This window comes from Pseudomonas sp. CIP-10 (assembly GCF_020911845.1).
Taxonomy (GTDB): Bacteria; Pseudomonadota; Gammaproteobacteria; order Pseudomonadales; family Pseudomonadaceae; genus Aquipseudomonas; species Aquipseudomonas alloputida.
Map to the genome: position 1 here is coordinate 2,363,327 of NZ_CP087160.1, position 14,681 is coordinate 2,378,007.

Below are 14,681 nucleotides of genomic sequence, written 5' to 3' on the forward strand. Positions count from 1 at the left end.
GGCCCGTCTTGGTTGTTGTTATTGAGCGTTGGCTTTTTCGGCAGCCAGTTCTTCCAGGTCGATGTAACGGTTGCCGATGCGCGGGTGCAGGCGGCCGCCATCGGCTGCGCCCAGGACCACGACGATTTCATCGGCACGCGGGGCATCTTCGATCTGCATTTCCAGGGTGATGTAGTGCGAACGCAGGCCTTCGTCGTCCTTCTGCATCATCGGGATCTGGATCGAAGTGCCTGGGCCGCCGCGCTTGTTGGTGAAGCTCAGGTAGCTCTTGGCCTGTACCGCCTCGCGGTAGTGGTTGCCGAAGCGCAGGGTATGGATGACGGCCGAGGCGTGCTCGATTTCGCCATCGGCGCCGACGACGGCGGCCTTACCGTAGGCCTCGATCTTGTCGGCGCCGCCAATGGCAGCAGTCAGGCGCTCGACCATCAGGGCACCCAGCTCCGAGCAGTTGGCGCGAATTTCCGGCTTCAGATCTTCAACGAAACCGCGACCGGCCCATGGGTTCTTGATCACGACGGCCAGGCCGACCATGGTCACCGGCTTGTCAGTGGCCTTGCCGCCTTCGATGCGGGTCTCTTCGGAGTAGGTGACGATCTTGCGGATTTCGAAACTCATGGATGGCTCCTGGTGAGGGTTATCAGCTCTTGTTGTCTGATGGTATACCATAATATTTGTTGTGCAAGAGGTGTCAGGAAATTTCTCTTGCCGGGGGACGAAAGGTGGCCTGATGCCTTGATTTCTCTGTTGTCTGTACTGGCCTCTTCGCGGGCTTGCCCGCTTCCACAGGGACTGCACAGGTTTCAAAAAAAAGCCCGCTCACGCAGGCCGAAGGGGCCCACGGGAGCGGGCGCGCCCCGCAATGATTCAGGCAATGGGAATTCAGGCGAACGCCGGCACCACTTCCTTGATGAACAGCTCGAGCGACTTCTTCTTCTCGGCGTGGGGCAAGCTGTTGTCGCACCAGAAGCTGAACTCGTCGACGCCCAGTTCCTGGTAGTACTTGATGCGTGCGATGATCTCTTCCGGCGTGCCGATCATGGTGTTCTTGCGGATGTTCTCCAGCTGGAACGCCGGCACTTCGGCGAATTTCGACTCCGGGCTCGGCTCCAGGAAGCCATTCACCGGGGTGGTCTTGTTGCCGAACCAGGCATCGAAGGTGCGGTAGAAGCGCGAGATCGCCTGGGCGCCGACCTTCCAGCCTTCCGGATCAGCCGGGCTGTGCACATGGGTGTGGCGCAGTACCATCAGTTGCGGGCGCGGCACATCTGGGTTGTTGTCCAGGGCGGCCTGGAACTTGTTCTTCAGGTCCAGCACTTCTTCGTCCCCCTTCATCAGCGGGGTGACCATGACATTGCAACCATTGGCAACGGCGAAGTTGTGCGAGTCCGGGTCGCGGGCGGCGATCCACATAGGCGGCGTGGCGTTGAACGGCTTCGGTACGCTGGTGGAGGTCGGGAACTTGTAGATTTCACCGTCGTGGGCGTAGTCGCCTTCCCACAGCTTACGCACCACCGGTACCATCTCGCGCAGCGCCTTGCCGCCGTCGGTGGCCGGCATGCCACCTGCCATGCGGTCGAACTCGAACTGGTAGGCGCCGCGGGCCAGGCCCACTTCCATGCGGCCGTTGCTGATCACGTCGAGCAGGGCGCATTCGCCAGCGACGCGGATCGGGTTCCAGAACGGCGCGATGATGGTGCCAGCGCCCAGGCGGATCTTCTCGGTGCGCGCGGCCAGGTAGGCCAGCAGCGGCATCGGGCTTGGCGAAATGGTGTATTCCATGGCGTGGTGTTCGCCGATCCACACGGTGCTGAAACCGCCGTCTTCGGCCATCAGGGTCAGTTCGGTCAGGTCTTCGAACAGCTGGCGGTGGCTGACCTGTTCATCCCAACGTTCCATGTGTACGAACAACGAAAATTTCATGGGTTTTTCCTCAACGCTTGTTATTGCCCGTCAGTCAATCGGGCTTCAGTGTGGGAGCAGGCTGCGTCCAACTGCAGGCTTCAGGCAAAGGCCGGCAGGCTGGCCATCTTGCCGCGGCAGTACACCATCGGCCGTGGCGCTTCGGCAGGGACGATCAGGTTGTGTACCTTGCCCACCATGATGGCGTGGTCGCCACCTTCATATTCACGCCACAGTTCGCATTCGATGACGGCGGTGGCACCGGCCAGGATCGGGTTGCCCAGTTCGCTCAGGGTCCACTCGATGCCGCTGGCCTTGTCCTTGCCCTTCTTGGCGAACGCGTAGGCTTCAGCCTGCTGTTCACCGGACAGCAGGTGAATGGCAAAGCGCTTCTGCTTGATCAGTACCGGGTAGGAGTCGGAGGTGTAGTTGGGGCAGAACAGCACCAGCGGCGGGTCCATCGACAGGGAGGAGAAGGCGCTGGCGGTCAGGCCGACGACCGAGCCGTCGTCGTCCTGGGTGGTGATGACGGTAACGCCGGACGGGAAGGAGCCCAGAACGTTCTTGTAGACAGTTGCGTCGATCATCGGGAGTACCTCTGAAGGGCTGCGGTGGTCCGCGGTTTTTATCGTTGATGTGTCTGATGGTATACCGTAATACCTATTTTGCAAGCGGAATTTTCAACCCTGCGTTTTCGCGATGAACGGCCCAAAGCCACGAAAACCGTGGCCTTGAGCGGTGAGGCGGTTTGTCGCAGGGGTTTCGCAAGCGGATCAGTGGCCGTTTTTTCATGCGGATCAGTGTTGTCAAAAGTTTGGAATACCATAATATGGTCCGCAGCTGAGAGGCCGCCTTGATGCGGTTTCCTTACAAAGATAAAAACGACCTTTCGAGCTGAAAACCATGTCCCAACCGTCGTCGCAACACCAGTTTGTCGAGAATCACACGGTCGATTACGTTCCACCTGCCGAGCGCCATGGGAAGGCGCGCGACCTGTTCACCCTCTGGTTCAGTACCAACATTGCGCCATTGCCTATCGTGACCGGCGCCATGGTGGTCCAGGTGTTCCACCTGAACCTGTTGTGGGGCCTGATCGCCATCGTGCTGGGCCATCTGGTCGGGGGCGTGGTCATCGCCCTGGCCTCTGCACAGGGGCCGCAGCTGGGCATTCCGCAAATGGTGCAGAGCCGTGGCCAGTTTGGCCGCTACGGTGCCTTGCTGATCGTGTTCTTCACCGCGCTGATCTATGTCGGCTTCTTCATTTCCAATATCGTCCTGGCGGGCAAGACCATTCACGGCATCGCGCCGAGCGTGCCGATGCCCGGCGCGATCGTGATCGGTGCCCTGAGTGCGACTGCCATTGGCGTGATCGGCTACCGCTTTATCCATATCCTCAACCGCATCGGTACCTGGGTGATGGGCTCGGCGTTGCTGGCCGGTTTCATCATGATGTTCGTCCAGGATCTGCCGGCTGACTTTTTCAGCCGTGGCGCGTTCAACCTGTCGGGCTTCATTGCCACCGTGTCGCTGGGTGTGATCTGGCAGATCAGCTTCTCGCCGTACACCTCTGACTACTCGCGCTACCTGCCCCGTGAAGTGGGCATTGCCAAGCCGTTCTGGGCCACTTACTTCGGCGCCACCCTGGGCACCATCCTGTGCTTCAGCTTTGGTACGGTGGCGGTGCTGTGCGTGCCGGAAGGCACCGACGCAATGGATGCGGTGAAGCAGGCCACCGGCTGGCTGGGCCCGATCCTGATGGTGCTGTTCCTGCTTAACATCATCAGCCACAACGCCCTCAACCTTTACGGCGCCGTGCTGTCGATCGTGACCGCGATCCAGACCTTCATGGCCGAGTGGACGCCGAGCATCAGGGTACGGGTGATCCTGGCCTCGGTCATTCTGGTGGGCTGCGGGATGGTGGCACTGAATGCCTCGGCGGACTTCATCGGCCAGTTCATCGGCCTGATCCTGGCGCTGCTGCTGGTGCTGGTGCCGTGGGCTTCGATCAACCTGATCGATTTCTACCTGATCAAGAAGGGCCAGTACGACATCGCCTCGATCTTCAGTGCCGACGGCGGCATCTATGGCCGCTTCAACCACCACGCGATCATTGCCTATGCCTGCGGCATCCTGGTGCAGCTGCCGTTTGCCAATACTTCGCTGTATGTGGGGCCGTACTCGAACATTGTCGAAGGGGCTGACCTGTCGTGGCTGTTCGGCTTGCTGGTGACCGTGCCGCTTTACTACTGCCTGGCGACGCGCGGCAAGGCTGTCGAGAAGGCGGGGCGGGTGGTAAGCGTCAACGACTGATAGACCGCTGTTGCTGTAGCCGGGGCCGCAATGCGGCCCCGGCTGTTTTTGGATCAAACCTTGAACTGCGCCACCATCCCGTTCAGGTCCACCGCCAACCGCGACAGATCCTGCGCCGCCGCACTGGTCTGGTTCGCGCCCGCCGACGTTTGCATCGCCAGGTCACGAATATTCACCAGGTTCCGGTCCACCTCGCGTGCGACCTGCGCCTGCTCTTCCGAGGCACTGGCAATCACCAGGTTGCGCTGGTTGATCGAAGCAATGGCCTCGGCAATCACTTCCAACGCCTGCCCTGCGCTTTGTGCCACTTCCAGCGTACCCGTGGCGCGACCCTGGCTGCTGTGCATTGCTGCTACCGCCCGCTCGGTGCCGTTCTGGATACCGGCAATCATCTGCTCGATCTCTGCCGTCGATTGCTGGGTACGGTGGGCGAGGGCGCGTACCTCGTCAGCCACCACGGCAAACCCACGTCCTGCCTCTCCGGCCCGTGCCGCCTCAATGGCGGCGTTCAGTGCCAGCAGGTTGGTCTGCCCGGCAATTGCACCAATCACGTCCAGCACCCGGCTGATCTCGTTGGCGTTGCTGGCCAGCTGCTCGATCTCAACCGATGTGCCGGTCACATCCGCTACCAGATGCTGGATGGATGCCAGCGCCTGGTTGACCTGGTCGCGGCCATCGCGGGTGGTCTGGTCAGCGCCTTTGGAAGCATCAGCAGTGCTGACCGCGTTGTTCGCCACTTCCTCGACTGCCGCAGTCATCTGGTTCACCGCCGTGGCGGCCTGGTCGATTTCTGCACTTTGCTGATGCAGGCCGCGGCTGGTGTCTTCAGTGACGGTGTGCAGTTCTTCCGAGGCCGAGGCCAGTTGGTCGGAGGACGCGGCGATCTGGCGAATGGTATCGCGCAGGCTGCCCTGCATCCGGCTCAGGGCGCGCAATAGCATGGCCGGCTCATCGCGGCCGGTTACCCGTATCTCCCGGGTCAGGTCGCCGGTCGCCACGCGCTCGGCCACAGCCAGTGCATCGGCCAGCGGCACGACGATACTGCGGGTGAGCACGGTAGCGATGGCGGCAAGGGCCAGCATGATCACCACCAGTGAGGCAACCAGCGCGGTGAACGCTTCGTCCGCTACGTCGCTGCTGCGCTGCGAGGCTTGTTCGGCACCTGTGCCGTTATAGGCGATCAACGCTGCCATGGCCTGCATCATGCTGTCGGCGCGCTGAGTCAGCGGGCCGCTGATCTGCTGCTTGGCATCGTCCATGCGCCCAGCTTGAATGTCTTGCAGCACACGGGTCTGTAATTCGAAATAGTGCTGATAAGCAGCGCTGAAGGCATTGAACAGGGCGCGGTCATCGGCAGCGATGATCGTGTCGGCATAATCCTTCAGCGCATTATTCAGCTCGGTATTGATGCCGTTGAGCATCTGCAGGTTGCGCTCGCGGTCACTGGGGTTGTCGTCCAGCGCGGCACGCAAGGTGACGGCGCGGGCACGCCCGAGGTTGGTGCTCATGTTACCGAGGGCTATTACGGCCGGTATCCAGGTCACCCGGATTTCATCCGTGGCCTTGTCCATCTGCCGGGTTTCGTAAAGTGCGATCAAGCCCATGAACAGGACCAGGATGCCCAACAGGGCGAACACGCTTGCAGCGCGAATGCCGATCTTCAAATTCCGTAACTGCATGGAATGCTCCTTGACGGTGGCGTGCAGGCCTCAGGAGCTTGGGTGGATGGCCGGGTCACCGGTATGGCGCCAGGCTCTTGATGCGCTGCGGAGTTGTTTGTGTGTCTCACCCTCGTGACTTTTTTGATTTCAATGATGCCATATGGCCATCATTATTGAACAGCCATTCAATGTAACGGCCAAAACTGACAAAACCGCCAATTGTTGACGGTTTTGTCAGAAAAAATGCCGTTAAACGATGGCGATCATTGGGTCCGCCGCAGCCAGCGCCAAGGCGCGGTCAGCCGCTGGCGGATAAATCCATACCGAGTTGATCTGGCGCTTGAGGGCCTTGCCTTCCTGGCCGTGCAGCTTCAGTTCGCGCTCCCAGCCTTCGCTGAAAGCGGCGCCCCAGTCTCCCAGGTCCAGGCAGGTGACGTATTTGGGCTGGCGATACAGCACCGGCTGCAGGCCGAGCAGGTCGGCGGCGGCGTTGTTGCCGGCGTGGCGGCCCATGGGGATGGCGTGCTGGCACGTCATCAGGGCATGGTTGCCCAGGTCATCCACCGCAGCCCAGGCGGTGTCGCCGGTGGCGTAAACGTGCTCCTGGCCCAGCACTTTCAAATGGCCATCCACTTTCAGCCTGCCGAAGGTATCGCGCTCGCCGGCAACGTGCGCCGTCAACGGACTGGCCTTGACGCCAACGGTCCAGATTACCGTGTTGCTGGCGATGTGCTCGCCGTTGTCCAGGGTGACTCCCGCAGCATCGACAGCCACCACCGAAGCGCCGGCCAGCCATTCGACCCCGGCCTGTTCACACGCGGCAACAATCGACGGTGTGATCCCTTCACCCAATGCCGCCCCCACTTGCGCACCACGGTCGACCACCACTACCCGCAATGCCGCGTCGGCCCCGAGGATCGAGCGCAGGCGAGTAGGCATTTCGGTTGCGGTCTCGATGCCGGTGAAGCCGCCGCCGCACACCACCACGGTATTGCGAGTTGGCGAAGCGGGCAGGGCGGCCAGATCGACCAGATGCTGCTCCAGGCGCATGGCCGATTCCATCTGGTCGACATCGAACGCATGCTCCGCCAGGCCTGGTACTGCCGGGCGGGCAACCTGGCTGCCTGCGGCCAGGATCAGGCGGTCGTAGGCGATGTGCTGTGGCTGGCCGTGGGTATCGGTATAGCTGACGCTGCGGCCTTCGGTGTCGATGCTGTCGGCGTTGCCCGGGAAGAAGTGAATGCCCACGGCCTCGAACAGATCACCCAGAGGTGCCTTCATGCCATGCACGTCGGCCTCGTAAAAGCGCGGACGAATGCGCAGTTCCGGCCGTGGCGCCAGCACGCTGATGCTGAGGTCGGCACGTTGCGCCTGGTCGAGTAGTAGGGAAGTACGCCGATCAGCGCCCTTCGTGTTGGCGCCGATAGGCCCCAGGCTGCACCCCCATGGCCTTGGCAAACGCCCGGGTAAACGCCGCCACCGACTGATACCCCACCTGCGCACCCACTTGCTCCACGGTATTACCCGCCCGCAGCAACTGGCTGGCATGGCGCATGCGCAGTGCCAGCAGCACCTGCCCTGGCGATTGCCCCGCCAGTTCGTTGAAGCGCTTGAAAAACGCAGACCGCGATAAGCCGGTGCAGGCGGCCATGCTCTCCAGCGTCCAGGCTTGCCCCGGTTGTTCGATCAACTGCTCCAGCAGCCCGGTAAACGCTGGCTGGCGAGCGAGGGCGACAAGCCCGCCCAGTGACTGCCCGGCAATGACCTGCTGGCGCAGCACGTACAGGAACAACAGGTGCGTCAAGCGCTCCAGCAACGCCTGCGACGGGCCGGCGGCCCGCCGGCATTCTTCCAGAATGAGCTCGAACAGCGCCCGCGCCGCACTGCCGGCGGGGTCTTCGGCGCGCAGCAGGATCCAGTCGGCCAGGCCTTCGACAATCAGTGAAGACAGGCCGGACTGGAAATGGAAGAAGCCGCAAACCAGCCCGACGCCGTCGCTGGCTTCGCTATCCAGCGCCTGCATGGCCTGGCGCGGTTGGGCACAGGCGTCGACCGGGTCCTGATCGCTGGACAAGCGATAGGCAAGGTCGCGCAACAGGAATACGGCATCTCCCTTCTCCAGGCGCACCGGTTGCGGCTGGCCGTCAATGTGCAGCCAGCAATGCCCTTGCACCACCAGGTGAAAGCTGGCGCGGCCCATGCCCTGGGTGCTGGCATGCCAGCCACCGCAATAGCGCCCGACATGAAACAGGCTGGCATCGAGCTCCAGGCCCTCTAATAACCAATCGACAAGGTGGCTGGACGAAATCATCTAATACAAAGACTCAGGAACAAGGAAAGGCGACTGATGAATATGGAGGGTAGTTCTTATAACCAACAGACTGTAGTGACACTCATCAAAGGAGATCACTGCATGTCCTCGCGCATTACTTTACACACGCTGCAGAGCGCCCCGGAAGCGGCACGGCCGTTTCTTGAGAATGCCCAGAAGAATTCCGGCTTCATCCCCAACCTGCTCGGCGTGCTGGCCAACGCCCCGGCGGCGCTTGAAACCTACGTGACCGTTTCGGCACTCAATGGCAAGTCTGAGCTTGGCCTGGCCGAGCGTGAAGTGGTGCAACTGATCGCGGCCACCCAGCATGGCTGCGACTTTTGCGTGGCCGGCCATACGGCCGTCGCGCTGAACAAGGCCAAGCTGCCGCAGGAGGTGGTCGATGCTCTGCGTGCCCGTGGCGAACTCCCCAACGCCCGCTACGAAACCCTGGCCGCCTTTGCCCGCGAAGTGATCGCCACCCGTGGCAATGTCAGCGAAGCCACCTACCAGGCCTTCCGTGAGGCCGGCTTCAGTGAAGGCAACGCCTTGGAGGTGATTCTGGGCGTAAGTCTCGCAACCCTGTGCAACTTTGCTAATGTTTTCGCCCAGACGCCACTCAACGAAGAGCTTGGCAAATACCGCTGGCAGCCTTCTGCGTAGCCCACCTGTGATAATGGCCCTTACCAGGCCGTTGTAGGAGCGGCCTTGTGCCGCGAACGGGCCGCAGAGCGGCCCCGGCGTTATCAAAGGAGCAAGACCATGCAAGATTGTGCATTTCGACACTGGCTGGATGCCAATGCCGAGGCCATCGACCGGGGCCTGTGCGAACCGCAGCAGGTGCTGGCGCAGATCGCAGAATCGCAGCTGTTGCGCACAGGGGTCGACCCAGCGCTGGGCGGTACGGGCGGGCAGGTGACCGATGCGGTCGAGGCCATCGCCGCCATTGCCAGCCGCTCATTGGCTGCGGCTTTCGTCTGCTGGGGCCAGCGTGCCTTCATCGAATACCTGCTGCACAGCCCCAACCAACCCCTGCGTGAGCGCCTGCTGCCGCGCCTGTTGACCGGTGAATTGGCCGGTGCCACCGGGCTGTCCAACGCCATGAAGTTCCTGTCCGGTATCGAAGCGCTGCAGGTGCGTGGCCGCCCGGCAGCCGATGGCTGGCACCTGGAAGGGCGACTGCATTGGGTGACCAACTTGCGTAAAAGCGGCTTCGTGGTGGCGGCGGCCATCGAGGATGAAGCCGGCGGCGCGCCGTTTGTGCTGGCCGTTCCTTCCGACGCTCAAGGCCTGGAACGTTCTGATGATCTACAACTGATGGGCCTGCAGTCGAGCAACACGGCAGCACTGGCTTTTCACCAGGTATCGCTGGCACGCGACTGGCTGCTGCATGAAAATGCACGCGAATTCCTGCCACGGGTACGCCCGGCCTTCCTGGCGCTGCAATGTGGCATGGCCATCGGCCTGGCGCGACGGGCGCTGGAAGAGGTTCACGCGCACCTGCATGGCCGAGCCTCGTTCCTCGACGAAGCCCGTCAGGTGCTTAGCGAACGCCTGGAAAACACCGTCAGCGAACTCAAGCAGGGCTTGCTCGACGGTCGCTTCCAGCAGCAGCCGGCGGCCTTGTTCAAGCTGCGCATCATCCTGGCTGAAAGTGCTGCCGACGCAGTGCAACTGGAATTGCAGGCCAGTGGCGGCAAGGCTTACCTCAGCGAATACGGCGAAGGGTTTGCCCGCCGCTGGCGGGAGTCGGCCTTCGTGCCGATCGTCACGCCCAGCCTGGTGCAATTGCGCGCCGAACTGCAGCGCCAGGCGGGCGTTGCATGAGCGCAGTGTTGCTGGAGGCCCGTGACATCCGCCTGGGCTACCCGCGTGAGGGGGGTTGGCAGCAGGTGCTGGCGCAGTTCGACCTGCAGCTCGCGCCAGGTGAAGTCGTGAGCATTCTTGGCCCCAGTGGTGTGGGCAAGTCAAGCCTGCTGCGGGTGCTGGCAGGCCTGCAGCAGCCTGGCGGCGGTAGCGTGAGCTTGCACGGCCAGCCGCTGCAGGGGCCGCACCCGCGTCTGGCGGTGGCCTTTCAGGACCCAAGCCTGCTGCCATGGCTGAGCCTGGAGAAAAACGTCGCCTTCGGCCTGGACTTCGCCCGTCAGCCCAAGCTGGCGGATGCCGAACGCCGTGCGCGCATCGACCATGCGATTGCGGCGGTGGGCCTGGCCCACGCGCGTGGCCAGTACCCGGCGCAGTTGTCTGGCGGCATGGCCCAGCGCACCGCGCTGGCCCGCTGCCTGGCACGCCAGCCCGAAGTCTTGCTGCTGGATGAACCCTTCGGTGCGTTGGATGAGGTGACCCGCGCCGACATGCAGCAGCTGCTGCTGCAACTGATCGCCACGCACAAGACCGCGGCCGTGCTGATCACTCACGATATCGACGAAGCCCTGCTGCTGTCAGACCGGGTTCTGCTACTGGGCAACCACCCAGCGCACATCCTTGGCCAGTGGCACATCGACCTGCCGCAACCGCGCACGCAGAGGGTCGAAGAGCTGGGGGCCTTGCGCATAGACATCCTCAAAACCCTTCGGCGGGCAAGCCGCACAGTCGAACCTACCCCAACCCCTTTGCCCTCGGAGGCTGTCCATGTGCATGGATGACTGCTGTTCTTCTTCTTCGCGTCGTGACTTCCTAAAGCTCGGCGCCATGCTCACTGCTGCCGGTGCATTGCCGTTGCTGTCGAGCTTGCAGGCACGTGCTGCTGCCGAGCCGGACGCGCCGGTGCGCATCGGCTACCTGCCGATCACCGATGCCACGCCGCTGCTGGTGGCACATAACAACGGCTTGTTCGAGGCCGAAGGCATCCAGGCCGAGCGCCCGGTGCTGCTGCGCAGCTGGGCGCAGGTGATCGAGGCATTCATTTCCGGCCAGGTCAATGTCATCCACCTGCTTTCGCCGATGACGGTGTGGGCGCGCTATGGCAGCAAGGTGCCAGCCAAGGTGGTGGCCTGGAACCACGTGGGCGGCTCGGGCCTGACTGTAGCGCCGGATATATCCGACGTGAAACAGCTCGGTGGCAAGACGGTGGCCATTCCGTTCTGGTACTCGATCCACAATGTGGTACTGCAACAGATGCTCAACGACAACGGCCTGACGCCAGTGTCGAAGCCGGCCAATGCGCAATTGGCCGCCAACGAAGTCAACCTGCTGGTGCTGCCACCGTCCGACATGCCACCCGCTCTGGCCAGCAAGCGCATTGCCGGCTACATCGTTGCCGAGCCGTTCAACGCACTGGCCGAGAACCTCAAGGTGGGCCGCGTGCAGCGCTTTACCGGCGATGTATGGCGCAACCATGCGTGCTGCGTGGTGTTCATGCACGAGCATGACCTGAATAACCGCCCGGAATGGTCGCAGAAAGTGGTCAACGCCATCGTCAAGGCCCAGCAATGGACCCGTGACCATCGCACCGAAGCCGCCGCACTGCTGTCCCGGGCGGGCCCCAACAAGTACACCCCGCACGAGCCTGCGGTGCTGACCAAGGTCCTGGCGCCCGCCGCCGAAGACCGTGCTGGCTACATTGCCAGTGGTGCCATTCGCCATCAGCAGTGGGACGAAAAGCGCATCGACTTCCAGCCATACCCGTTCCCGAGTTACACCGAAGAGCTGGTCAAGCGCCTGAAAACCACCCTGATCGAAGGCGACAATGCCTTCCTTGCCGGGCTGGATCCGGCGTATGCCGCCCGCGACCTGGTCGACGATCGCTTCGTGCGTAATGCCATCGCGACAGTGGGTGGCCCGTCGGTGTTCGGCATTGCCGACAACTTCGAGCGTAGCGAGGAGTTTGCGGTCTGATGCGCACCCATGTCGTACATGCCGGCCTTGGGCTGGTCGGGTTGCTGGCCTTGTTGCTGTTATGGTGGGCCGGTGTAGCACTGTTCGGCCAGGCCGACGGCCTGTCGGCGCGCTTTTCGCCGGCGGCAACCCTGGCCAGCCTGGTCGAGCTGCTGGGGCAGGGCGAGGTCTATGGGCATATCTGGGTCAGCCTCAAGCGCATCCTGATTGGGCTGCTGCTGGCGCTGCTGATGGGTGTGCCGCTGGGCTTGCTGGTAGGCAGCTACCGGCACCTGGAGGCGGCGACCACGCCAGCATTCCAGTTTCTGCGCATGATATCGCCATTGTCGTGGATGCCTGTGGTGGTGATGCTGATGGGCGTGGGTGACCAGCCGATCTACTTCCTGCTGGCGTTTGCCGCGTTGTGGCCGATCTTGCTGAATACGGCGGCAGGGGTGCGTCAACTGGACCCGCGCTGGCTGCAACTTAGCCGCAGCTTGAGTGCAACGCGCTGGGAAACCTTGTGCAAGGTGATCGTGCCGGGGGTGATCGGTCACGTGCTGACGGGCGTGCGCCTGGCCATCGGTATTCTGTGGATTGTGCTGGTGCCGTGCGAAATGCTTGGGGTGAGTGCGGGGCTTGGGTATTTCATTCTTGATACCCGCGACCGGCTGGCGTATTCCGAACTGATGGCGATGGTGCTGTTGATTGGCGTGCTGGGGTTTGTGCTGGATGCCCTGGCGCGTGGGCTGCATCGGCGCTGGGTGCATGGCTGAAAGGCCAATGGGGTTTCTTCGCGGGCTCGCCCGCTCCCACAGGTACATCACCGGCCTTGGGCCTTACGGTATTCCTGTGGGCGCGGGCAAGCCCGCGAACAGGCCATCGGATCAATGCACGGTCTTGCGCTGGCGCACACATTCCTGGGCCTGAGCGGTCAGCTCATCCAGCCGCTCATCGCGCATCTGCTCCGCTTCGATCATTGCATCCTCACCCTGCTGGTTAAGCAGATAGGTGTGAATCTGCAGCACTTCAGCCGTCTGATAAATCGGCGCAATGTCCAGGCGCCCGATCAGCGCACCACTGGGCTGGCCGGTACTGCTCATCAGCACCTGCGGTCCATTGGCGGCCACCACTTGCATGCCCATCGCCTCGAACCACGGCACCTGGTTGGCAAAGGCGTTCAGCTCCACGCAGGCATGGCGCGACCGCAGGTCGCCCAGCAGAGCACGGGCGATGCCCTGGCGGCGATGGCTGGCGCACACGGCCAGAAAGGCCAATGCACAGGCCCGCCCATCGTCCTGGGCTGGCAGCGACAGCGCAAAGCCCAGCAACTGGTCCGGTGCTTCGGCATCCAGCGCCAAGGTAAGTGCCACCGCCAGACCGCGGGCGCCGTCCAGCGCTTGCAGGTACTGGTGGACTTCCATGCCGACGCCGTACTGGTACAGCGGGTACAGCGGGTTGTCGACGGCGATGGCGACACTGCTCAAATCGCCAACATTGTGAATGACCAGCTCGCGGATCTGGTTCTGGAAAGATTCGGGCGGCACGCTGTCGAGGCGGCTCAGGATGAACATCTGGGGGCTCCGGCGGATGAGAATACGACCCGCGCTGTGTTGGCGCGGGTTGTACAGTCTAACCGTTTTTGCCGTATCAGCCGTGTGCCTGTAAGGCACCGAGCATCAGGTCGAGGTTTTGCACGGCAGCACCAGAGGCACCTTTGCCCAGGTTGTCGAACACTGCGGTGAGCAGTACCTGGCCATGCTCGGGGTTGGCGTACAGCGCCAGGCGCAGGTCATTGCTGCCGTTCAATGCCTCGGGGTCGAGGTTTGCCGCAGCGCCGCCCTGATGCAGAGGCATCACCTGAACATGGCGGGCACCCTGGTAATGCCGTTCCAGGCAGCCTTGCAGCTGCTCGGCGCTGACCTGTCCAGGCAGCAGGCGAAGCTGCAGCGGAATGCTCAGCACGATGCCTTGGCGGTAGGCGCCATAGCCGGGCATGAACATCGGCCGCGCCGACAACCCCGCGTGCTGCTGGATCTCCGGTACGTGCTTGTGCGCCAGCTCCAGGCCATACAGCTGTAGCGCCGGCGCTTTGGCGGCGCCGGGCTGTTCGTGCCGCTCGACCGCCGCGCGACCACCGCCGGAGTAGCCAGACACGGCGTGGATGTTCAGGGGGTAGTCCGCAGGCAGCAAGCCAGCCTTGACCAGTGGGTGCAGCAGCGCGATGGCGCCGGTGGGATAGCAGCCGGGATTGCTGACACGCGTACTTTGCGCGATGCGCTCGGCTTGCTGTTCGTCAAGCTCCGGCAGGCCATACACCCAGCCTGGTGTGGTGCGGTGCGCCGAGCTGGCGTCGATCACCCGCACCTGTGGGTTGTGGATTGCGGCCACGGCCTCGCGGGCGGCGTCGTCGGGCAGGCACAGCAGGGCGATGTCGGCGCTGTTGATCGCTTCGCGGCGGCGTTGCGGGTCCTTGCGCTCGGCCTCGGGGAGGGTCAGCAGGCGAAGATCGCTACGGCCCTGCAGGCGGGCATGGATCTGCAGGCCTGTGGTGCCTTGGTCGCCGTCGATGAAAACAACAGGGGTGTGCATGCTCGGGGTCCGGTTGGGGAAAGATAGCCTATGCTCGCCCGTAGCGTTGGTAATGAAAATTTGAATATGATGATCGATACATTCAGGTTTTC

Annotated in this window: 14 protein-coding genes; 6 read left to right on the forward strand and 8 right to left on the reverse strand. The window is 62.8% G+C overall.

Features of this window, described 5'->3' with window-relative positions:
• Nucleotides 1-18: 18 nt before the first annotated feature.
• The 3 genes from LMH93_RS10730 to LMH93_RS10740 form a co-directional block, all read right to left on the reverse strand.
• Nucleotides 19-615 carry an amino acid synthesis family protein gene (locus LMH93_RS10730; protein WP_003256068.1) on the reverse strand — a complete coding sequence of 199 codons (597 nt, stop codon included), beginning with the start codon at nt 613-615 and terminating at the stop codon, nt 19-21.
• A gap of 264 nt (nt 616-879) precedes the next feature.
• A complete protein-coding gene (locus tag LMH93_RS10735; RefSeq protein ID WP_003256063.1) occupies nt 880-1,920 on the reverse strand; it encodes an LLM class flavin-dependent oxidoreductase in 1,041 nt (346 codons plus the stop codon).
• 80 nt (nt 1,921-2,000) lie between these two features.
• Nucleotides 2,001-2,486, reverse strand: a complete 486-nt coding sequence (locus tag LMH93_RS10740) for a flavin reductase family protein (protein WP_003256061.1) — start codon at nt 2,484-2,486, stop codon at nt 2,001-2,003.
• A 316-nt stretch (nt 2,487-2,802) separates the two neighbouring features.
• Here LMH93_RS10740 and LMH93_RS10745 point away from each other — a divergent pair, with 316 nt between their 5' ends.
• On the forward strand, nt 2,803-4,209 hold the full coding sequence (locus LMH93_RS10745; protein WP_012052008.1) for a purine-cytosine permease family protein: 1,407 nt from the start codon (nt 2,803-2,805) through the stop codon (nt 4,207-4,209).
• A gap of 53 nt (nt 4,210-4,262) precedes the next feature.
• Here the strand turns inward: LMH93_RS10745 and LMH93_RS10750 are convergent, their stop codons facing one another.
• From LMH93_RS10750 to LMH93_RS10760, 3 genes are all read right to left on the reverse strand, one after another.
• Entirely contained in the window at nt 4,263-5,888 is a 1,626-nt protein-coding gene (locus LMH93_RS10750; protein WP_230065140.1) for a methyl-accepting chemotaxis protein, read from the reverse strand.
• Nucleotides 5,889-6,119: 231 nt separating this feature from the next.
• Nucleotides 6,120-7,304: an NAD(P)/FAD-dependent oxidoreductase gene (locus LMH93_RS10755; protein ID WP_230065358.1), complete on the reverse strand. Its 1,185-nt coding sequence runs from the start codon at nt 7,302-7,304 to the stop codon at nt 6,120-6,122.
• Entirely contained in the window at nt 7,270-8,181 is a 912-nt protein-coding gene (locus tag LMH93_RS10760) for an AraC family transcriptional regulator (RefSeq protein WP_047603034.1), read from the reverse strand. Before LMH93_RS10760 ends, LMH93_RS10755 begins: the two co-directional genes overlap by 35 nt.
• Nucleotides 8,182-8,283: 102 nt before the next feature.
• Between LMH93_RS10760 and LMH93_RS10765 the strand changes: the two genes are divergently transcribed.
• The 5 genes from LMH93_RS10765 to LMH93_RS10785 all read left to right on the forward strand — a co-directional run bounded on the left by LMH93_RS10765 (nt 8,284) and on the right by LMH93_RS10785 (nt 12,773).
• Nucleotides 8,284-8,844, forward strand: a complete 561-nt coding sequence (locus LMH93_RS10765; RefSeq protein ID WP_003256052.1) for a carboxymuconolactone decarboxylase family protein — start codon at nt 8,284-8,286, stop codon at nt 8,842-8,844.
• Between the two features lie 99 nt (nt 8,845-8,943).
• The gene (locus LMH93_RS10770) at nt 8,944-10,008 is read left to right on the forward strand and encodes an acyl-CoA dehydrogenase family protein (RefSeq protein ID WP_185279484.1); all 1,065 of its coding nucleotides are present in this window, start codon (nt 8,944-8,946) and stop codon (nt 10,006-10,008) included.
• Nucleotides 10,005-10,826: an ABC transporter ATP-binding protein gene (locus LMH93_RS10775; RefSeq protein WP_012052014.1), complete on the forward strand. Its 822-nt coding sequence runs from the start codon at nt 10,005-10,007 to the stop codon at nt 10,824-10,826. The genes LMH93_RS10770 and LMH93_RS10775 overlap by 4 nt, the downstream gene beginning before the upstream one ends.
• The gene (locus LMH93_RS10780; protein WP_230065141.1) at nt 10,813-12,018 is read left to right on the forward strand and encodes an ABC transporter substrate-binding protein; all 1,206 of its coding nucleotides are present in this window, start codon (nt 10,813-10,815) and stop codon (nt 12,016-12,018) included. The genes LMH93_RS10775 and LMH93_RS10780 overlap by 14 nt, the downstream gene beginning before the upstream one ends.
• On the forward strand, nt 12,018-12,773 hold the full coding sequence (locus LMH93_RS10785; protein WP_003256045.1) for an ABC transporter permease: 756 nt from the start codon (nt 12,018-12,020) through the stop codon (nt 12,771-12,773). Before LMH93_RS10780 ends, LMH93_RS10785 begins: the two co-directional genes overlap by 1 nt.
• Before the next feature lie 111 nt (nt 12,774-12,884).
• On the opposite strand, the gene LMH93_RS10790 is transcribed toward LMH93_RS10785, so the two are convergent.
• Both LMH93_RS10790 and argC read right to left on the reverse strand, forming a co-directional pair.
• The gene (locus LMH93_RS10790) at nt 12,885-13,571 is read right to left on the reverse strand and encodes a GNAT family N-acetyltransferase (RefSeq protein ID WP_230065142.1); all 687 of its coding nucleotides are present in this window, start codon (nt 13,569-13,571) and stop codon (nt 12,885-12,887) included.
• Nucleotides 13,572-13,647: 76 nt separating this feature from the next.
• Nucleotides 13,648-14,589: an N-acetyl-gamma-glutamyl-phosphate reductase gene (gene argC / locus LMH93_RS10795; RefSeq protein WP_070095795.1), complete on the reverse strand. Its 942-nt coding sequence runs from the start codon at nt 14,587-14,589 to the stop codon at nt 13,648-13,650.
• Nucleotides 14,590-14,681: the final 92 nt, after the last annotated feature.